Consider the following 19,996-nt stretch of genomic DNA (forward strand, 5'->3'; position numbering starts at 1 on the left):
GGGGATAGTCATAGCCATGTTCATCAAGGTCTTCGTCGCGTGCCTGGCGGCGGTCGCCATGGCGCCGTCGGCAGCTGCCGATCCGCTTGACCCGATTCCCGGTAACGGCGTCTATCAGGTCGGCACCGATATCGCACCTGGCCTGTATCACACCGGCGGGTCGGGTTCGGCCTTCGGCGTATGGATCAACAACGTACCGACGCAAGAGTCGATGTGTTCGTGGTTCACCTACAGCACACCCGATGCGGCCAAGGATCATGTGGTCCAGACGAATACGTCTATCGGTCCGATGTACGCGAGCATTCCCGCCACGGTCAAGGCCTTCGAGTCGCAGAATTGCCAGCCCTGGACGCGGGTCACCGACTCCCAATGAGCCCGCGGGCAGGGCTACCTGACCGCCCGCGCCACCAGATGCGCCAACGCGTCATCGGCATCCGGCGGCAACGCGTCCACCGGCCACCAGCGCAGGTCGACCGACTCGTCGCTGATGCCGATCTGCGCGCCGGCCGGGGCGTGCGCCACGAACTGCAGGTCCAGATGCCGGGTCGGCACGCCCAGCGAGCACGTCACCGGATGCACGTGTACGGCCGCCAGACGCGGGTCGAGCTGCAGGCCGGCGATACCGGATTCCTCGGTGGCCTCGCGCAGTGCGGCGTTGACGATGTCGGCGTCACCGTCTTCGCAGTGCCCGCCCAGTTGCAGCCAGCGGCCCACCCGCGGATGCAGCGTCAGCAGCACGTGTTCGCCGGTGTGGTCGAGCACCAGGGCCGAGGCGGTGATGTGGCCGGGCGCGCATTCGCGCGCACAGGCGTCGGCGCGGGCGGCCAGAAACGCCAGGACCGCGTGGCGCAGCGCATCTTGTCCGGCATCGGGTGCCTCCCAAGCCGTCAGCGTGGCGACAGCGGAGGCGTGGGTGCTCACCGGCGCACCAGCAGATCGTCGATGGCGGCCGGCGGGCGGGGTTCGATCGGCTCGGGGGAGTAGCCGATTGCGATGGCGCCCAACGGTTCCCAGTCCGCCGGCAGATCCAGCTCAGTACGCACCAGCTCGGGGGTGAAGATGGTCGACCCGATCCAGCAGCTGCCCACGCCGCGCACCGCCAGCGCCACCAGCAGCGCCTGCACGGCAGCGCCGACCGCCACGGTGAACATGGTGTGTTCGGCGGCGGTGCGGGCCTCATCCCGGTAGTGGTGGGCGCCGTCGGGGACCATCACCGGGATGACGACTTCGGTGGCGTCGTAGAGGATCCGGCCGCGCGCCACCCGGGCCTCGATGGCTTCCGCGGATTTGCCGTCGCCGGCCAGGTCGGCGCGCCAGCGCTGGGCCATCGCATCGAGCAGCCGGGTGCGCACGCTCGGGGTCTGCAGCCAGACGAACCGCGCCGGCCGGGTGTGGTGCGGCGCCGGGGCGGTCAGGGCTTCGGCGATGGCGTCGGTGATCGTCTCCGCCGGCACGGGTTCGCTGGAGAAGGTGCGCACCGAGCGACGCAGCAGCTGGGCTTGTCGCCGCCCGGTCTCGATGGCCTCGGCGGTGCCCAGCCAGAACAGGTCATCGGCGCCGGAGCGCACCAGCGCGGCCGCGGTGGAGCCGTCGTCGGGGCTGGACACCCCGCGTACCACCGCCACCGGAACATCGGTGAGCTTGCCCTTGACCAGGTCGGCGGCGGCGGCGAGCTCGTCGGCGACGGCCACTTCGGTGACCACCAACTCGTTGCCGTGCCGGTCGACGGCACCGCCGTAGCCGTTCAGCACGGTCAGCCCGGATGCCCCGATCGCGACATCGATCTGCCCGTTGCGCCAGGCGCGGCCCATGGTGTCGGTGATCAGCACCGCCACCGCGACCCCGAGCCGCGCGGCCAGGCCGGCGCGCAACGCGGCGGCACTTGCGTCGGGATCGACCGGCAGCAGCGCGAGTTCGTCGGCGCCGACGTTGGACCCGTCCACGCCCGCGGCGGCCTGCACCAGCCCCAGCCGATTCTCGGTGATCCAGGTGCGGCCCTTGCGGGCCAGGACCCGCACCGCCTCGGCCTCCACCAGCTGGCGGCGCAGCGCATCTCGGGCCTCGGCGTCGTGCGGCGCCGGCACGATGCGGCCCTCGCACTTGGACACCACCTTGCTGGTGACGACCACGATGTCGCCGTCGGCCAGCCAGGGCGCGGCCTGCGCCAGCGCGGCCGCCAGGTCATCACCCGGCCGGAATTCGCCCAGGCCGGTGACCGGCAGGATCTCGACCTTGGCGGCGCTGCCGTGTTCGGTCATCGTTTGCCCGCGAGATCCAGCCCGGTGCGCACCATCTCGGCCGTCGCGGCGGGATCGGTCATCAGCAGCGGGGCGCTGCACACGGTCACGCCGTCGACCTGCACGTGTTCGCCCTCGTGCACCAGCCAGTAGTCCAGGATCCCGGTTGCGTTGCGGGCGCCGTAGTGCGCGCCCACGGCCTGCGCAGTGGACTCCACGCCGATCACGCTCAGGCAGGTATCGGCCATGCCGCGCAACGGTTTCCCGGCGATGATCGGCGAGTAGCCGACGACCGGTGCCGGCGTGGATCGCAGTGCCGCCCGGATGCCGGGTACGGCGAGAATGGCGCCGATGCTGACGACCGGATTGGACGGGGCCAGCAGCACGATGTCGGCTCCGGCGATCGCCTCGGTGACTTCGGCTGTCGCGCTGGCCTTCTCGCTGCCGACGAAGCCGAATCCGTGGGTGGGGACCTCGGCGCGGTAGCGCACCCACCATTCCTGGAAGTGGATCGCGCGCTGCGAGTCGTCGGCCGGATCGGTGATGACGACGTGCGTTTCGCAGCTGTCGTTGGTCACCGGCAGCAACCTTGCCCCCGGCTGCCAGCGGTCACACAGTGCCGCGGTTACCTCGGTCAGCGGATAGCCGGCGCGCAGCGCCTGGGTGCGAACCAGGTGGGTGGCCAGGTCGCGGTCGCCGAGGCCGAACCAATCCGGCTGCATGCCGTAGCGGGCCAACTCCTCCATCGCGTGCCAGGTTTCGTCGCGGTGGCCCCAGCCGCGCTCCGGGTCCACCCCGCCGCCCAGGGTGTACATGCAGGTGTCCAGGTCCGGGCAGATGCGCACCCCGTGCATCCAGGCGTCGTCGCCGACGTTGACGACCGCGGTCAGTTCGTGCGCGGCGGTCTCGGCGTCCGAGCCGTCGCCGAACTGGCCCAGACCCAGCAGTTTCTGGACGCCGAGCAGGAAGCGGGCACCGCCGACCCCCCCGACCAGAACCGTCACCTTCACAGCGCACGACAGTACCTTTGGTGAGGCCGCGGCCGGTGTGGCGGTGCATCCCAACAGCCCCCGCAAGACACGCCGGAGGGCCGGTGTGGGCTAGATGACACGGACTCGCCGGTCTCGGACACGTCGGAAATCGGTCACGGGATGGTAAGGAATTTGGCCGTTCGGCTTGACCGGACCAGTCAACCCGTGTCTAATCACATCAGTGTCATTTCCCGGTTGGCCAGCCGATTCCGGTGTCGCAGACCGAGATTCGATCACATGTTCGAATTGAGACGGACAATATCGCACAAGCGGGCGACATATCAGGATCGCGCAACCAGGTGAGGAGGCCCAGCATGTCCTATGAACACCTTTGGGGCGTAATGGGGGGGACACCGCATGCCCATACCGCAATGACGCCGGCCGAGGCCGAACCGGCGCGCAGCCGGCCCCATCTGAGTCTGGTTCCCGAACCCGAGGACTACGACGAATTCGACCCGTTCGACCCCGCCTCGGCCACCAATGAGCAGTGGCAGGACCGCGCCCTGTGCGCGCAGACCGACCCCGAGGCGTTCTTCCCGGAGAAGGGCGGCTCCACCCGCGAGGCCAAGAAGATCTGCCAGCGGTGCTCGGTGCGCAGCGAGTGCCTGGAATACGCGCTGGCGCACGACGAGCGCTTCGGCATCTGGGGCGGCCTGTCCGAGCGCGAGCGCCGTCGCCTCAAGCGCGGCATCATCTGAGCGCGCTACGTCCGGCCTAGTCCTCGATCGTGGGGTCGATGACGGTGGGGTCGACATCGAGGTAGGTGGCGACCTGAGCCACCAGAATTTCGTGTAGCAAATCCCCGAGTTCGGTGCTGTCGTTCGCCCGTTGCTCGATCGGCTTGCGGAACAGCAGGATTCGCGCCCGCGTCGGATTTCCCCGCACATCGACCCCGGCGGGAATCAAGCGGGCCAGCGGAATCGGCCCGTCGGCGACCACTTCCGGCGGCCACTGCACACTGTCGGGGTCGCGGGCGGCGATCCGCGGAATCTCGTCGACGGCGACGTCGAGCGCCGATAGCCGTTGCTTCCAGCGTTGTTCGATGGGCTCGTAGGCCTCCAGCACCGCCATGTCGAACCGTTCGGCGCGGGTGCGCCACCCCGGCACGGTCGGCGGCAGCAGCGGCCCGCGAGGCTCGCGGCCGCGCCAATGCCGACGCGTGGCGATCACGGAAGAAGATGGTAACGGTTGCGCATAGCCTGCTCGCCCCTTGCGCGTGTCCGGCGACACGGCGGTGCGCGGCCACGATAGCCTCACGGGCGTGAACGTTCCCCGCCGCTGCTGTCGGCCAGGGTGTCCGCACTATGCGGTGGCGACGCTGACGTTCGTCTACTCGGACTCCACCGCCGTGGTCGGCCCGCTGGCGACCGCCGCCGAGCCGCATTCGTGGGACCTGTGCTTCAGCCACGCCGGCCGGATCACCGCCCCGCGGGGCTGGGAACTGGTCCGCCACCCCGGCCCCTGGGTCTCGCCGGAGGAAGACGATCTGGTCGCGCTCGCCGAAGCGGTTCGCGAGGGCCAGTCCGGGCCGGCCGCGCCCGCCAAGGGGTGGTACCCGCAGGCCGGCCCGACGGATTCCGGTGCCCGGGGCGCACCGGCCACCGCCCAAGGGGTGCTGGCACCGCCCGGTCCGCCCGGCAAGAGCAACGGCCGGCGCCGCGGTCACCTGCGCGTGTTACCCGACCCGTCGGACTGATCGCGCGTTCCGGGCTAGGCTTGAGCGTCAAGAGTCCACTTCGTCAGGAGCCCTGTCCATGTCTCGGCCCGCTGCGGCTGTCCACCGTGTGATCAAGGCGTACGACGTACGTGGCCTGGTCGGTTCGGAGATCGATGAATCCCTGGTTACCGAGGTCGGGGCTGCGTTCGCCCGGCTGATGGGCGACGAGGGCGCCCGCCAGGTGGTGATCGGCCACGACATGCGGGACAGTTCGCCCGGGTTGTCGGCGGCGTTCGCCGACGGGGTTACCGCCCAGGGCCTCGACGTGATCCGGATCGGTCTGGCCTCGACCGACCAGCTCTACTTCGCCTCCGGCTCACTGGACTGCCCGGGCGCGATGTTCACCGCCAGCCATAACCCCGCCGCCTACAACGGCATCAAGCTGTGCCGGGCGGGCGCCAAGCCCGTCGGCGCCGACACCGGCCTCGGCCGGATCCGCGACGAGCTGATCGCCGGGGTGGACCCGGACGCCGGCCGGTCCGGGCAGCGTGGTGCCATCACCGATCGCGACGTGTTGGCCGACTACGCGGCGTTCCTGCACTCGCTGGTCGACATCAGCGGCTCGCGCCCGCTGCGGGTCGCCGTCGACGCCGGCAACGGGATGGCCGGCCACACCGCCCCGGCGGTGTTCGGCTCGGTCGAGGCGATCACGCTGCTGCCGCTGTATTTCGAGCTGGACGGCAACTTCCCCAACCACGAGGCCAACCCGCTGGACCCGGCCAACCTCACCGACTTACAGGCCTTTGTGCGCGAGCGCGGCGCCGATATCGGACTGGCCTTCGACGGCGACGCCGACCGGTGCTTCGTCGTCGACGAGCACGGCGACCCGGTGTCCCCGTCGGCGGTGACCGGCCTGGTCGCGGCCCGCGAACTGGCCCGCGAGCCCGGTGCGACGGTGATCCACAACCTGATCACCTCGCGGGCGGTGGCCGAGTTGGTGACCGAGCGCGGCGGCACGCCGCTGCGCTCGCGGGTCGGGCACTCCTACATCAAGGGGCTGATGGCCGAGACCGGTGCGATCTTCGGCGGGGAACATTCGGCGCACTACTACTTCCGGGACTTCTGGGGCGCCGACTCGGGCATGCTGGCCGCTCTGCACGTCCTGGCCGCACTCGGCGAACAGCAGCGGCCGCTGTCCGAGCTGACCGCCGACTACCAGCGGTACGCGGCATCCGGCGAGATCAACTACACCGTCGAGGATGCGCAGGCGTGTGTGGACGCCGTCGTCGCGTCGTTCGGCGCGCAAGCCTCCGTCGACCACCTGGACGGGGTGACCGTCGACCTGGGTGCGGGCAGCTGGTTCAACCTGCGCAGCTCCAACACTGAACCGCTGCTGCGGCTCAACGTGGAGGCGCCCGACGCCGCCACGGTGGATGCGGTGGTGGCCAAGGTCGCCGGGCAGATCCAGGCCGTCACCGCCGCCGAGAAGTCACGGTCGTGAACGCGTTCTCCGGATCCTTTTCTTCCACCGTCGACCTCGACGACACCGAGGGGCTGCTGGCCGCCGACCACGACGGCGTGTTGCGGGCCGCGTCCATGGCCGGCGCGCAGGTACGGGCCACCGCCGCCGCGGTCGCCGAGGGCGCGTTGGACGCGGTGCGCAGCGACGGCTGGGACTACCCGCCGCGCACCCTGGTCTGGGTGGCGACCCGCGGAACGGCGGCGACGGCGGGCAGCCTGCTGGCGGCGGCCCGCGCAGATGTGGTTCGCCAACCGCTGGTCCTGGCCTCCGAGGCCCCCGCGTGGGTTGGGTCGCTGGATGTGCTGGTCGTGGCCGGCGACGACCCGGGGGATCCGGCGCTGGTCGCCGCAGCCGCCGCCGGGGTGCGGCGCGGCGCGCGGGTGGTAGTGGTCGCTCCCTACGAGGGTCCGCTGCGCGACGCCACCGCCGGCCGGGTCGCGGTGCTTGAGCCGCGAATCGGTGTCCCCGACGAGTTCGGCCTGCCGCGCTACCTGGCTGCCGGGCTGGCCGTGCTGGACGCGGTCGAGGTCGGCGCCACCGGTGCACAGACCGACCTGGGCGCGCTGGCCGACGAACTGGACGCCGAGGCGTTGCGCAACAGCGCCGGGCGTGAACTCTTCACCAACCCGGCCAAGATGCTGGCGGACCGGATCGTCGGCCGCGACGTCGCACTGGCCGGGGACTGTGCGGCGACGCTGGCGCTGGCCCGGCACGGTTGCGCGGCGATGCTGCGGATCGGGCGGACGACGGTGGCGGCGACCGGGCTGGCCGATGCGGTGAGCGCGCTGCGGGCGCGGGCCGCGGCGGGCTCCGCCGATATCTTTCACGACGAGCAGATCGACGGCCCGGCCGCCGACCGGCTGCGGGTGCTGGCGCTGACGCTGGCCGCCGACCGCACGGTGGTGGCGGCCCGGGTCAACGGTCTGCACGATGTCGACCTGATCGGCGCGGGGGACGTACCGCTGACACCGGGGGCGCCGGAGGGGGCCGCCGGGCCGGCTGGACTTTTGCCGGTGCCGGTGCCGACCGACGCGGACCGGGTCGAACAACAGCTTGCGGTGCTGGCCGTGCGGTTGGAGATGGCCGCCGCCTACGTGCGACTTTTGCGGGGTTGACGAGAACAGTGGAACCACTACGCGGTGCGATACGGACCTACGCCTGGGGGTCGAGGACCGCTATCGCCGAGTTCACCGGACGGCCGGTCCCGGCGGCGCACCCGGAGGCCGAGCTGTGGCTGGGTGCGCACCCGGGTGACCCGGCCTGGCTGGAGACCGCCGAGGGCGAGGCGTCGCTGCTGGACGTGTTGACCGCCGACTGGGAGGGGCAGCTCGGGCCGGTGGCTCATGCCCGCTTCGGTGACCGGCTGCCGTTCCTGGTCAAGGTGCTGGCCGCCGACGAGCCACTGTCCCTGCAGGCGCACCCCAGCACCATGCAGGCGATCGAGGGCTACGAGCGTGAGGAGCGGCTCGGAGTTCCGGTGTCCTCGCCGATCCGTAACTACCGCGACACCAGCCACAAACCCGAACTGCTGGTGGCGCTGCAGCCGTTCGAGGCGCTGGCCGGGTTCCGGCCCGCCGCGCGCACCACCGAGCTGCTGCGGGCGCTGGCGGTATCGGACCTCGACCCGTTCATCGACCTGCTCGGTGACGCCCCGGACGGCGACCAGTCCGACGCCGACGGCCTGCGGGCCCTGTTCACCACCTGGATCACCGCACCCCAGCCCGATCTCGATGTGCTGGTACCCGCAGTGCTGGAAGGCGCCATCCAATATCTCAGTTCGGAGGCGGGCGAATTCGCCGCGGAGGCCAAGACGGTGCTCGAACTCGGTGAGCGCTACCCCGGCGACGCCGGGGTGCTGGCCGCGCTGTTGCTCAACCGGGTCAGCCTGGCACCCGGTGAGGCGATCTTCTTGGCGGCCGGCAACCTGCACACCTACCTGCACGGGGTCGGCCTGGAGGTGATGGCCAACTCGGACAACGTGCTTCGCGGCGGGCTGACGCCCAAGCACGTCGACGTGCCCGAACTGCTGCGGGTGCTGGACTTCACTCCGACCACCGAGGCGGCGCTGCGGCCGGCGGTGCACACCGAGGGGCCGGAGCTGGTCTACCAGACGCCCGCCGAGGAGTTCGCGGTGTCCCGGCTGACGCTCGACGGCGCCTACCTGGGCCACGAGGTGGACGCCCCGGCGCACCATGACGGCCCCCAGATCCTGTTGTGCACCGAGGGCTCGGTCACAGTGCACGCGAAGTCGAAAACGTTGACGCTGCATCGCGGCGAGTCGGCCTGGGTGCCCAGCGACGACGGACCGATCCGGCTGCTGGCCCAGCAGCAGGCGGCGTTGTTCCGGGCGACGATAGGCCTGTGAGTGTCGTCGTCCGGTAGTACCAGGGCGATCATCGCGGCGCTGGCCGCCAACGCCGGAATCGCGGTGGCGAAGTTCACCGGGTATGTGATCACCGGCAGCGCCGCCATGCTCGCCGAGGCGGTGCACTCGGTGGTCGACACCTCCAACCAGGCGCTGCTGCTGTTCGGCCAGCGGGCCGCGGCCAAGGCGCCCGATGCGCTGCATCCGTTCGGGCACGGGCGCAGCCGCTACTTCTGGTCGTTCGTGGTGGCGCTGGTGCTGTTCAGCCTCGGCTCGATGTTCGCGGTGTACGAGGGCTACGAAAAGGTCCGCCACCCGGTCGAGTTGAGTTCTCCGGTGGTGGCGGTGGCGATCCTGGTCGTGGCGATCGGATTGGAGGCGTTCAGTTTTCGTACCGCGGTGCGCGAATCGCGCCCGCTCAAGGGCGACGGCAGCTGGTTGCGGTTCTTGCGCACCTCGCGTAACCCGGAGCTTCCGGTGGTGCTGCTGGAGGACACCGCCGCACTGATCGGCCTGGTGCTGGCGCTGGCGGGGGTGGGCCTGAGCATGCTCACCGACAACCCGGTCTGGGACGGCGTGGCAACCTTGGGCATCGGCGCGCTACTCGGGGTGGTCGCGGTGTTTCTGATGGTCGAGATGCACAGCCTGCTGATCGGCGAGGGCGCCACCGTCGCCGAGGATCGGGCCATCCGCGCGGCGCTGGAACAGACCGCCAACGTCACCCGGCTGATCCACATCCGCACCCAGTACCTGGGGCCCGACGAGATGCTGGTGGGCGCCAAGATCGCGCTGGTTCCCCGGCTGGACCTGGCCGCGATCGCGGCCACCATCGACGCCGCCGAAGCCAATATCCGCGCGGCCGTGCCCACCGCTCGGGTCATCTATCTCGAACCGGACCTGGACCGCACGCCTGTGCCAGACTCGCGGGAGCAGAAAGGGTGACCGTTTTGTCCAGCTTCTCCTACCAACAGCTGACCGCGGCCTGCCAGGCCGGCGGTGCCAGCACCTTGAGCGTGGCCACCGACTTGGCCGCCGCCGGCGGGCCGCACGCCGCGATCAGCCCGGCCCACCGCGCCGGACGTGGCCCGTCGGCCATCATCACCGAGACCCGCCTGATCGACGGCAACCCGACGCCGACGGTGGTCGTCGACGACAATCAGAGCCAGATCCAGCGCGTGGAAGCCGCGATCCTGCAAGGCCTGCGCGATCAACACCCGCTGCTGAGCCGGGTGCCGCATCTGCAGGTGGCCTACGAAGGCGGCCGCTCGGTCTACACCGATCTTGAACTGCCGCAACGCATCTTCGATGGCCACTTCCTGACCGGGTCGATCGACGGCCACCCGGCGATCGCGCACCCGGTCTACCGCGCTGCGCGCGAAAGCACGCCCGAAAACGCCCGCGCTCTCCTGGAATTGAGCCCCGGCAGCCTGGTTTTCGGCGCGATCGACGCCGCCCGCAGCGCGGGCCAGAGCCGCTTTCGCGGTGTGCTGTCCGGTGAGATCATCGGCGTGCTCGTCGAGGGCGCACCGACGAATTCCCGCGGGGGCGCCGACACCGTCTGCTGCAGCCGCATCATCCGCACTCAGGTGCTGAGCTTCGCCGCCCTGCGGCAGCTGCGATTCGACTGCGGGCCCGCCGGCGACGAGGCGTGCCGGGCATTGTTGGGTGCCTACGCGCTGGCCGGGCTGGTGCGCGCCAACGCCGAGCTGAGCATCCGGGCCAACTGCGACCTGGTCGAGACCGGCCCGACGACGCTCAAGCTCGACGCCCGCGACGGCGACTTCGTCGAGCTGGCGGCGCTGTCGATCGAGCAGGCCGACGACCTGCTGGAGCGCGCGCTGGCGCAGGCCTACCGGGAAGCCGACATCAGCTGGCGCGGCCAGGTGCTGCACGTCACCGGCAACGCCGGGGCCTACGCCGCGGCCCAGAACGGGGGAGCGGCGCAGGAGGCGCCGGTCGCCCATGAGCCGCGCCGGTTCCGGCTGCCGCACTTCATCGAGAGCCGGCGCACCGCGATGCGCTGAGGGACCGGCGCGCATCGACTGACCGGCCGTAGGGACGATGCCAGCACGAGTCGACGCAGCGCAACCTGATGCAGTGCTGGCAGCGGCACGGAACCTCCGGGGCTGCGCAGCTCTGGGCCGGCGTTATAGCGTCAGGGGGTGTCGGTACCGCTGCAGGGCGGCGTCCCGGACTTGACGGGCCGCGCCGCGGAGCGCCACGTGGTCGATCAACTTCTGGATGCGTTGCGCGCGGGTCGGAGCCGGGCCCTTGTGATCCACGGCGAGGCCGGTATCGGTAAGACGGCGCTGTTGCACTACGCCGCCTCGCGAGCGACCGGCATCCGGGTGCTTCGTGCAGCAGGTGTCGAATCGGAGCTGGAACTGGCGTACGCCGGGCTGCACCAGCTGTGTGCCCCCTTCCTCGACCGGCTCGATCACCTGCCCGCGCCGCAACGCCGGGCTATGCAGATCGCCTTTGGTATCAGCTCCGGCCCGCCCCCCGACGAGTTCGTCCTGGGGCTCGCTGTACTGGGCCTGCTGTCGCACCTGGCCGAGGAACGACCACTCATCTGCCTGGTGGACGATCAACAGTGGCTGGACCGGGCCTCGATGAGGTCGCTGGCATTCGTCGCCCGCAGGCTCGGCGAGGAGTCGGTGGGGATGGTGTTCGCGACCCGGCAGCGAGGGATCGAGGTAGCCGGCTTGCCGGATCTACCCGTCGCCGAATTGGCGGACGCCGATGCGCGACGACTGCTCGACAGGGCGCTTGATGGTCCGCTCGATGCGCGGGTCCGCGATCAGATCGTCATCGAATCACGCGGGAATCCCCTTGCCCTGCTGGAGCTTCCGCGCGCGGTATCGACGGCCGCGTTGGCCGGTGGCTTCGCGCTGCCGCGCGCGGGGTCGCTCACCGGGGCACTCGAGGAAACGTTCCGCGTCCGCTATCGGGCACTTCGCCCCGAGGCCCGGCTGCTGCTGCTGGTCGCGGCTACCGATCCGACCGGCGATGCTGCGTTGGTGTGGCGGGCCGCCCAGGCGCTCGGCATCGACGACAGCGCCGCGGTGGACGTTGCCGACGCGGGCCTGGCGGAGATCGGCACCCGGGTACGTTTCCGGCACCCGTTGGTGCGTTCGGCGACGTACTGGTCGTCGTCGATCGCGGACCGGCAGTCGGTGCACCGCGGACTCGGGGAGGCCACCGACGCGACCCGTGACCCGGACCGGCGCATCTGGCACCTCGCCCAAGCCGCCGCGGGGCCGGACGCAAAGCTGGCAGATGAGCTCGAACGCGCCGCCGACCAGGCGCTCGAACGAGGTGGGCTGGTGGCCGCGGCGGCATTCCTGGAGCGGTCGGCACTGCTGACGCTCGAGCCCTCCCGGCGGGGACAACGCGCCCTGATGGCCGCGCGGGCCAATGTGCAGGCCGGGCGATTCGATGCGGCGACCCACCTGCTGACCACCGCCGAATCGGAGTCGGTTGGCGAGCTTCAGCGCGCCCACATCGACCTGCTCCGCGCTCACCTCGCGTTCGCGACCAGCCGCGGGGGCGAGGCGCCGCTACTGCTGCTGCAGGCAGCGCGAAGATTCGAGCCCATCGATCCGCAACTCGCCAGGGAGACCTACCTGGAAGGCATCTCCGCCGCTGCGTTCGCCGGGCGGCTCGCAAGCCCTGGCGGAGACGTCCTCGACCTGTCGCGCGCCGCCATGTCGGCCCCGGCCCCCCGGGGAATACCGCGGACAACCGACCACCTCTTGGCCGGCATGGCCAAGAACATCGTCGAGGGATACCCAGCGGCGGTCGCAGACCTTCGCGCTGCGCTGGCCAGCGTGCCGGGCGAGATGTCGCCCACCGAAGAACTGCGGTGGATGTGGTTGATCAACGAGACCGCATTGCACCTGTGGGACGACGCGCGCTGGAACGCGCTGTCGGAGCGTTACCTTCGCCTGGCCCGTGGCGTCGGCGCGCTCATCGAGCTGCCCCTGGCGTTGAGCACCCGGGCCATCATGCTGGTGTTCGCCGGCGACCTGTCCACCGCGAGCGTTCTCATCGCCGAGCAGGCGGCTGCCACCGAGGCCACCGGTATCAATCTGGGTCCGTACGCCGCCGCGCAACTGGCCGCGGTCCGCGGTCGCTACGCCGAGACGATGGGGTTGGTCGACGACATCCTCGCCGTGGTGCCGCTGCGCGGGGAGGGTATCGGCATGGCGATCGCCGAATGGACGAAGGCACTGTTATTGAACGGCACGGGGGATTATCCGGAGGCGATGGCCGCGGCGCAGCGCTCCCTGCACCATCAGAAATACCCTGACCTGCACTATCCCGGGATCGCGAACTGGGCCGTGGCGGAGCTGATCGAGGCCGCCGCCCGTACCGGAATAACCGACACGGCAACCGAAGCAACACAGTGGATGACCGCGATGACCGATGCGAGCGGCACCGACTGGGCACTGGGCGTGGGCGCGCGATCCCGGGCGCTGGTGGCCCAGGGCGAGGAGGCCGAGCAGCTCTACCGCGAAGCGATCAGACGCCTGCAGGCCAGCCTGGTGCGGACCGACCTGGCCCGCGCGCACCTGCTCTATGGCGAGTGGCTTCGCCGGGAGCGGCGCCGCGTGGATGCCCGCGAACAACTGCGCACCGCGCACGACATGCTGGAGTCGATGGGAATGTCGGCGTTCGCCGACCGCGCATGGCGGGAGCTTATGGCGACGGGCGAAACCGCCCGCAAGCGGTCGGAACCGACTCGCACCGCCGAACTCACCGCCCAGGAGCTGCAGGTCGCTCGGCTGGCCCGCGACGGGCTCTCCAATCCCGAGATCGGTACCCGGCTCTTCATCAGCGCCAAGACCGTTCAGTACCACCTGCGCAAGGTGTTCATCAAACTCGACATCACCTCCCGGGCCCAGCTCGAGTACGTTCTCCCCTCGGTCTGAGCTCGGTTGCTGCCCACCGGCCGAGGCGAATGACGTTGTGGCCGGCGGAGCATCACCGATATGCCGGCAGGACCGGTCCCGCGCCACCGGCCTGGGCGGTTAGACCATCCACGTGGTCCCGGGCCGCTGGCCTCTGCTGGCGCAAGTTGTGGGAAAGCTGTCGCATCCTCGACCTCCCGGCGCCGGCCGGGTGGGTGAAGCTCGACCGGTGATTCCTTCCACCGCTCCCAGCCCGGCGGTTGCGGCCGCCGCAAACTCCCGGCAGATCCGGAGGACCGTATGACGATGAACCGCAGCGACAACGACACCTGGGACCTGGCCCGCAGCGTCGGCGCCACCGCGACCATGGTCGCTGCGGCCAGGGCGGCGGCCAGCAGACGACCCGACCCGATCATCAACGACAAGTTCGCCGAACCGCTGGTCCGCGCTGCCGGGGTCGAGTTGTTCGCACGACTGGCAAGCGGCGAGCTGGAGTACGCCGATGTCGGATCTGCTTGGATGCCAGACTATTTCGGGGCTCGCACCCGGTTCTTCGACGCTTTCTTCCCTGCTGCGACCATCGCCGGCATACGGCAGGTGGTGATCGTGGGATCCGGGCTGGATTCCCGGGCGTACCGATTGGATTGGCCACCAGGGACGGTCGTCTACGAGATCGACCAGCCGGAGGTGATCGCATTCAAGAACGCGACGCTGGGTCGCCTGGGTGCCGACCCGAAGACGGAGGTGCGCCCGGTCGGCATCGATCTGCGTCAGGACTGGCCCGCCGCGCTGCGTGCAGCAGGCTTCGATCCGGCGGCGCCGGCCGCCTGGTTGGCCGAGGGGCTGATGATCGGATACCTTCCCGGTGACGCCCAAGACCGCATGCTGGAGCAGATCACCGCGTTCAGCGCGCCGGGCAGCCGGCTGGCCGCCGACTACTTGCGCAGTGACTCCGCCTCAGTGGGGGCGATGATCTTGCGCACCGCCGAGGACTGGAGACTGCGCGGTTACGACGTCGACTTCGGCGCCCTTACCTACGCCCGCGGGCCCAAGGACGTCGAGTCCTCACTGCAAGCCCGCGGCTGGCAGACCGTCAGCTACCGGCTCACCGATCTGCTCACCGCGGCCGGAGTGGCCGACGGAGGTATGGACACCAGTCCGGACGGGCACGGTGCCATGGACTACGTCACCGCGATCCGTCGGGGATCGGAATGACTGGCCATCGGCGGATGCGAGGCCTGCCCCGTGCGCAGCATCCTGGCCAGCAGCGGACAGTGAGTGGAGGCCGATGATGCGTGTGGTTGTTGCGATGACGGGTGCGACGGGTGCCGTGTTGGGCATCGGTGTGCTGGAGGCACTTGCTCGGTTGGGGGTCGAGACGCACCTGGTTCTCAGTGAGTGGGCGCGGGCGACGATCAAGTTGGAGACCGACGTCAGTGTGGGTGAGGTTCGTGCGCTGGCGACTCACGCCTATGGTGCCCGCGATCTGGCGGCGGCTATCTCCAGTGGCTCGTTTCGCACGGACGGGATGGTGGTGTGTCCGTGCAGTATGAAGACGTTGAGCGCGATCCGGATCGGCTTCAGCGACAATCTGATCACCCGGGCTGCTGACGTCACGCTCAAGGAGCGTCGCCGGCTGGTGCTGGTCACCCGGGAGGCTCCGCTAAGTGAGATTCACTTGGAGAACATGCAGTATCTGGCGCGCGCGGGTGCGGTGATCTTTCCGCCCACGGTGGCCTATTACGCCCGTCCTCGTTCGGTGCAGGAGGTGACCGACTATGTGGTGGGCCGGGTCATCGATCAGCTCGGGATCGAGCACTCGCTGATCAACCGCTGGAAAGACGACCGGCGCCTGGGCGTGCACGGTGACGCCGGGCTGGCGGTGGTGAGGGCAACGAAATGACCACGGCCACCGGCGCGACCGGACCCCAGACGGACAACGGGGCCATCGAGCAGAACACCGGTCCTGATCTGCGTAGCTGGCTTGGCACCCTCGAGGCCGCCGGTCAGCTGCGCCGGATCACCGTCCCGGTGGACTGGGATGAGGAGATCGGTGCGATCACCCGCGCCAACTTGTGCCTGGGTGGACCGGCGCTGTTGTTCGAGAACATCATCGGCCACGAAAACACCCGGTGCACCAAGCTGTTGACGTCGGCGATCGGCAGCCGACGCCAGATCCAGTTGCTGCTGGGCCTGCCCGAGGGCACCACTGATTCGGCTATCGTGCATCACCTGCGCCAGGCGTTCAGCCACCCCGTTGCACCGCGCATCGTGGCCACCGGCCCGGTCAAGCAGAACATCATCGAAGGCGCCGACATCGACCTGCGGGAGTTGCCGGTGCCGAAATGGCATGGCCACGACGGCGGCCGCTACATCGACACCTTCTGCGGTGTCATCACAGCAGACAAAGTGACCGGCCGGGACAACATCGGCCTGTACCGGGGCATGATCGTCGACCGCGACAAGATCGCCAAACTGCTGGTCCCCAGCCAGGGCTGGGGTGGACACATGGCGGAGTACAAACCGGAACCAATGCCGGTCGCCGTCGTCTACGGATGGCACGATGTGCTGCCGTTCTGTGCGGGCAGCCCATTCCCCAAGAACATCTGCGAATGGGACATGATGGGGGCGCTGCTGGGCCGCCCCGTCGACCTGGTGGCCTGCGAGTCGGTGCCGCTGCATGTGCCGGCGACCGCCGAGATCGTCGTCGAGGGATACATCGACCCCGACCCGGGGACCTTCGCCATGGAAGGCCCGTTCGCCGAGTACCCCGGATTCATCGGCGATGCCGCACCGGCGCCGGTGCTGCACGTCACCCGGATCACCCACCGCAACGACCCGGTGTTGCGCGGCACCCTTGAGGGCATCCGCCCCGGGATGCTCAACGAGGACAGCATCGTCAACTTCGCCCGCTCGGCCATCACCTGGAACCTCCTCGACGATCTGGGCATCGGCGGCATCACCGACCTGTGGATGACCGAGGTCACCAATGGCCAAAACACCGTGGTGCAGATCCAAAAGCGATACCGCGGACACGCCCAACAGATCGCCTCGGCACTGTGGGGCACCGGCGGCTCGATGTGGTTCCACAAAAACGTCATCGTCGTCGAGGAAGACATCGACATCCACGACCCGGCCGCCCTGGACTGGGCCCTGTCCTACCGTGTCAACGCCGGCCACGGCGATATCGCCTTCTTCGGTCCAGGCCTGGGCTCATCACTGGATCCATCGACGCCGCCACAGCGCAACGACACCAACAAATACGGCACCGGCGAATGGACCCGCGTCCTCGTCGACGCCACCCGCAGCTGGGACATCGACCCACGGCCGCAGTGGGGAGGACGCCGATTCCCCCCGACCGACCGGCTACCAGTCGAATTGGAAGCCCGAATCGCCGCCCGCTGGAGTGAATACGGGATCGGCATCCCCTACCTGGACACCGCCGGTCGCGAACGCCTGACCCTCGCCCAACTAAGCAAACGAATGCCACAGGTATAGGCGCCTGCAGCAGGCCATCCATTAGATCGGAGAACATATGCCCGTCTACCGGTGCTACAGCCCCGCCGGCCTATTGAGCAGGTCGGCGAAAGCTGCTGTTGCCGAAGGGATCACCACCATTCATACGCACGCCACCGGGGCGCCCAGACTGTACGTTAACGTGCTGTTTCACGAGATCCCGGACGGCAACTGCTTCGTTGCGGGCAAGCCGGCCGCCTACTCCTACGTCTTCGGACTCATCCGCCACGGGCGTGACCTGCCGACGCGGCAGGCGATGCTGGCCGAACTCTCCCGGATGTGGGCACGCGTCACCGGGCAATCGGAAGCCGAGATCCTCGTTGCGCTGACCGAGACCGATCCTGCGAATGCGATGGAGGCCGGGGCGATCCTGCCCGAGCCCGGAGACGAGGAACAGTGGCTGGCGGCCAACCGCACCATCCTGACCGGAGACACCTCGACGTGACCGGAATCGACCTAAGCGTCGCGATACCACCGTCGTTCGAGGCGGCACGGCATATCGCGACGGCGGAGAAACTGGGCTATCGCCGGGCCTACCTCTACGACACGCCGTTTGAAGGCGGCGATGTCTGGCTGGACCTGCACCGCGCCGCCGAATTGACCACGACGATCGAGCTGGGTCCCGCCGTCCTGATTCCGACACTTCGCCACCCGTTGGTGAATGCCGCACAGACCGTGTCCCTGCATCGGCAGGCCCCGGGCCGCATCGTCAGTGCATTCGGTACCGGGTTCTCCAGCCGGGCCGCCATGGGTCAGCCGCCGATCCGGTGGTCCTATATGGAGTCCCACATCCGTACTTACCAGGCGCTGCTCGCCGGCGAGACCGTCGATTGGGAAGGCGCAGCCATCAAGCTGATGCTCACCACCGCACACGCGGACACGCTGCCGCTGCGAATCCCGTTGCTGCTGGCCGCGACCGGCCCCAAGGGCGCCGGCGTGGCGAAGCGTCTCGGCGTCGACGGGCTGATCTCGATGTTCGATGTGGTTGCCGCACAACGCGAATTTCCGCGGGCCGTGGTCGCGACGATGGGCACCGTCATCGACGACGACGAAGACCCCGCCGGTGAGCGGGTTCGCGCGGCCGTCGGGCCGTCCTGGGCGGCTGCGTATCACTACACCTATACCGTCCGCGGCGCCGAGACGGTACGCGAGATGCCGGGTGGTCAGGCCTGGCTCGAGGTGATCGAGAAGGTCCCGCATGCCCTGCGGCACTTACACATCCACCAGGGTCACATGATGGAGATGAACGATGCCGACCTAGCGGCCTGGCGCGCCGGGGGCCACGCCTCGGTTGCGTCGGTCACCCTCACCGGCGACGCCGCCAGGGTCCGAACCGCGGTCTCCGCTCTGGCCCGAGCCGGTGCCACCGAGATCATGTTCGAGCCGTCGGGCCCGGACATCGACCGCGAGCTCGAAACCTTTCTCGCCGCCGTCCGGAGCTCACCCCGGTAGGTCGATGGCGGCGAAGTTCACCGTCGCCGTCGCCGCGAGCTCGTCGTCGTTGCCCCGGTAGATGTCGACCTGGACCACCACCGAGCGCCGGCCGGTGCGCAGGATGGCCGCGACGGCCCGCGCCGGTCCCACCTTGATCGGCCGCAGGTAGCGGATGAACAGATCGGTGGTGGCGATGCCGTTGCCGAAAGCGGTGCTGCGGGCGGCGAGCTGGCCGGCCGCCACGTCGGCCATGGTGGCGATCAACCCGCCCTGCAGGCCGCCGGCGGTGTTGACCACCCGCTCATCGACGGGCATCTCCATGGTCAAGGTGCCGTCGGCCGACGGCACCTCCTGCAGGCCGAGTTGGGCGAACAACTCCCGGATCGATTGGGGCGCGGTCATAGTCAGCGCGCCTCGGCGCGGTCCCAGGCCTCGTCCATGGTGCGCAGAATCTCCTCGGCGCGACCGAGCCCGGCCAGGTGGCTTTCCCCGGGGATCGGGTACAGCCGGGCATCGGGCAGCAGCGAGACGGCGTGTTCCCCGTGCGCGAACGGGATGATGTGGTCGGCGTCGCCGTGCCACCAGTGCACCGGCACCTGCACCTCATCCAGCCGCAAGCCCCAGTAGCGGGCGAACAGGACGGCGTCGGCGATGGGCGCGGCGAGCTGCTTGCGGGAGCCGTTGAGCAGGTCGTCGAGGAACATCGCCTTGAACTCCGGCCGGCCCAGCAGCCGGCGGTCGCCCTCGGGGGAGATCAGCGCGTAGAGCTCCAGCGCCGGTTCGGCCACCGGCCGGATCATCCGGATCAGGCCGGTGGCCACAATGCTGATCGGGCGCCCGGCGCGCTGCAGCACCGGCTCGGCGAGCCGGGCCAGCGTCATCAGGCCGCTGCCGATGGCGTCGGGGCCTACCGCGGGGGCGACACCGCCGAGGATCCCGGCGGCGACCACCCGCTCGGGCATCGCCGCCGCGCACGCCAGGGTGTAGGGGCCGCCGCCGGACAGCCCGATGACCGCCATCTTGTCGATGCCCAGGGTGTCGGCCACGGTACGCAGATCGTCGGCGAACTGGGACACCGTCTGGTACTGATACGGCGTCGAGGAACCGATCCCGGGCCGGTCCACCCCGATCAGGCGGATGTTCGCCTCCTTGGCGTAGATCCGCGCCTCGACCGGGATCTGGCGGCGGGCGCCGGGGGTGCCGTGCAGCCAGAACATCGCCCGGCCCTGCGGGGCGCCGAACTCGGCGAAGCCGAGCTGACGGTCTTCGCCGACGGCGATATTGCCCTCGATCTGCGGGCGGGCGATCGCGTAAGCCATGC

Annotated in this window: 20 protein-coding genes; 14 read left to right on the plus strand and 6 right to left on the minus strand. The window is 69.7% G+C overall.

Annotated elements, in window-relative coordinates; all coding sequences use genetic code 11:
• Positions 1-16 precede the first annotated feature (16 nt).
• A complete protein-coding gene (locus tag A5694_RS18685; protein WP_064923800.1) occupies positions 17-373 on the plus strand; it encodes a hypothetical protein in 357 nt (118 codons plus the stop codon).
• Between the two features lie 14 nt (positions 374-387).
• Here the strand turns inward: A5694_RS18685 and A5694_RS18690 are convergent, their stop codons facing one another.
• Genes A5694_RS18690 through cofD form a run of 3 tightly spaced genes read right to left on the minus strand, consistent with a single transcriptional unit; the run spans position 388 to position 3,247 of the window.
• The gene (locus tag A5694_RS18690; protein WP_064923801.1) at positions 388-921 is read right to left on the minus strand and encodes an NUDIX hydrolase; all 534 of its coding nucleotides are present in this window, start codon (positions 919-921) and stop codon (positions 388-390) included.
• Positions 918-2,258 carry a coenzyme F420-0:L-glutamate ligase gene (locus tag A5694_RS18695; protein ID WP_064923802.1) on the minus strand — a complete coding sequence of 447 codons (1,341 nt, stop codon included), beginning with the start codon at positions 2,256-2,258 and terminating at the stop codon, positions 918-920. The genes A5694_RS18690 and A5694_RS18695 overlap by 4 nt, the downstream gene beginning before the upstream one ends.
• A complete protein-coding gene (gene cofD / locus A5694_RS18700; RefSeq protein WP_064923803.1) occupies positions 2,255-3,247 on the minus strand; it encodes a 2-phospho-L-lactate transferase in 993 nt (330 codons plus the stop codon). Before cofD ends, A5694_RS18695 begins: the two co-directional genes overlap by 4 nt.
• 362 nt (positions 3,248-3,609) lie before the next feature.
• On the opposite strand from cofD, the gene A5694_RS18705 reads away from it, so the two are divergent.
• On the plus strand, positions 3,610-3,966 hold the full coding sequence (locus tag A5694_RS18705; RefSeq protein WP_275080514.1) for a WhiB family transcriptional regulator: 357 nt from the start codon (positions 3,610-3,612) through the stop codon (positions 3,964-3,966).
• A gap of 16 nt (positions 3,967-3,982) precedes the next feature.
• Here A5694_RS18705 and A5694_RS18710 read toward each other — a convergent pair whose 3' ends face one another.
• Positions 3,983-4,438, minus strand: a complete 456-nt coding sequence (locus A5694_RS18710) for a metallopeptidase family protein (RefSeq protein ID WP_064923805.1) — start codon at positions 4,436-4,438, stop codon at positions 3,983-3,985.
• Positions 4,439-4,529: 91 nt separating this feature from the next.
• Between A5694_RS18710 and A5694_RS18715 the strand changes: the two genes are divergently transcribed.
• From A5694_RS18715 to A5694_RS18770, 12 genes are all read left to right on the plus strand, one after another.
• Positions 4,530-4,964: a DUF3499 domain-containing protein gene (locus tag A5694_RS18715; RefSeq protein WP_082952751.1), complete on the plus strand. Its 435-nt coding sequence runs from the start codon at positions 4,530-4,532 to the stop codon at positions 4,962-4,964.
• Between the two features lie 58 nt (positions 4,965-5,022).
• Positions 5,023-6,426, plus strand: a complete 1,404-nt coding sequence (locus A5694_RS18720; protein ID WP_064923807.1) for a phosphomannomutase/phosphoglucomutase — start codon at positions 5,023-5,025, stop codon at positions 6,424-6,426.
• The gene (locus tag A5694_RS18725) at positions 6,423-7,562 is read left to right on the plus strand and encodes a hypothetical protein (RefSeq protein WP_064923808.1); all 1,140 of its coding nucleotides are present in this window, start codon (positions 6,423-6,425) and stop codon (positions 7,560-7,562) included. Before A5694_RS18720 ends, A5694_RS18725 begins: the two co-directional genes overlap by 4 nt.
• Positions 7,563-7,570: 8 nt before the next feature.
• Positions 7,571-8,812, plus strand: coding sequence for a mannose-6-phosphate isomerase, class I (gene manA, locus A5694_RS18730; RefSeq protein ID WP_064923809.1), 1,242 nt, complete (start codon positions 7,571-7,573; stop codon positions 8,810-8,812).
• The gene (locus A5694_RS18735; protein WP_064923810.1) at positions 8,813-9,754 is read left to right on the plus strand and encodes a cation diffusion facilitator family transporter; all 942 of its coding nucleotides are present in this window, start codon (positions 8,813-8,815) and stop codon (positions 9,752-9,754) included.
• Positions 9,751-10,836: a type I-U CRISPR-associated protein Cas7 gene (locus tag A5694_RS18740; protein ID WP_234786421.1), complete on the plus strand. Its 1,086-nt coding sequence runs from the start codon at positions 9,751-9,753 to the stop codon at positions 10,834-10,836. The genes A5694_RS18735 and A5694_RS18740 overlap by 4 nt, the downstream gene beginning before the upstream one ends.
• A gap of 138 nt (positions 10,837-10,974) precedes the next feature.
• Positions 10,975-13,746, plus strand: a complete 2,772-nt coding sequence (locus A5694_RS18745; protein ID WP_234786420.1) for a helix-turn-helix transcriptional regulator — start codon at positions 10,975-10,977, stop codon at positions 13,744-13,746.
• Between the two features lie 285 nt (positions 13,747-14,031).
• Positions 14,032-14,940 carry an SAM-dependent methyltransferase gene (locus tag A5694_RS18750; RefSeq protein ID WP_064923830.1) on the plus strand — a complete coding sequence of 303 codons (909 nt, stop codon included), beginning with the start codon at positions 14,032-14,034 and terminating at the stop codon, positions 14,938-14,940.
• 76 nt (positions 14,941-15,016) lie between these two features.
• The gene (locus A5694_RS18755) at positions 15,017-15,628 is read left to right on the plus strand and encodes a UbiX family flavin prenyltransferase (RefSeq protein WP_064923811.1); all 612 of its coding nucleotides are present in this window, start codon (positions 15,017-15,019) and stop codon (positions 15,626-15,628) included.
• Positions 15,625-17,223, plus strand: coding sequence for a UbiD family decarboxylase (locus A5694_RS18760; protein WP_064923812.1), 1,599 nt, complete (start codon positions 15,625-15,627; stop codon positions 17,221-17,223). The genes A5694_RS18755 and A5694_RS18760 overlap by 4 nt, the downstream gene beginning before the upstream one ends.
• A gap of 37 nt (positions 17,224-17,260) precedes the next feature.
• Complete coding sequence (locus tag A5694_RS18765) at positions 17,261-17,686, plus strand: tautomerase family protein (RefSeq protein WP_064923813.1); 426 nt, start codon at positions 17,261-17,263, stop codon at positions 17,684-17,686.
• On the plus strand, positions 17,683-18,693 hold the full coding sequence (locus A5694_RS18770; protein ID WP_064923814.1) for an LLM class flavin-dependent oxidoreductase: 1,011 nt from the start codon (positions 17,683-17,685) through the stop codon (positions 18,691-18,693). The genes A5694_RS18765 and A5694_RS18770 overlap by 4 nt, the downstream gene beginning before the upstream one ends.
• On the opposite strand, the gene A5694_RS18775 is transcribed toward A5694_RS18770, so the two are convergent.
• On the minus strand, positions 18,682-19,077 hold the full coding sequence (locus tag A5694_RS18775; protein WP_064923815.1) for a PaaI family thioesterase: 396 nt from the start codon (positions 19,075-19,077) through the stop codon (positions 18,682-18,684). The genes A5694_RS18770 and A5694_RS18775 overlap by 12 nt on opposite strands.
• Before the next feature lie 2 nt (positions 19,078-19,079).
• Positions 19,080-19,994, minus strand: a complete 915-nt coding sequence (locus A5694_RS18780; protein WP_064923816.1) for an alpha/beta fold hydrolase — start codon at positions 19,992-19,994, stop codon at positions 19,080-19,082.
• Positions 19,995-19,996 lie beyond the last annotated feature (2 nt).

Source organism: Mycolicibacter sinensis (genome assembly GCF_001667945.1).
GTDB lineage: Bacteria > Actinomycetota > Actinomycetes > Mycobacteriales > Mycobacteriaceae > Mycobacterium > Mycobacterium sinense_B.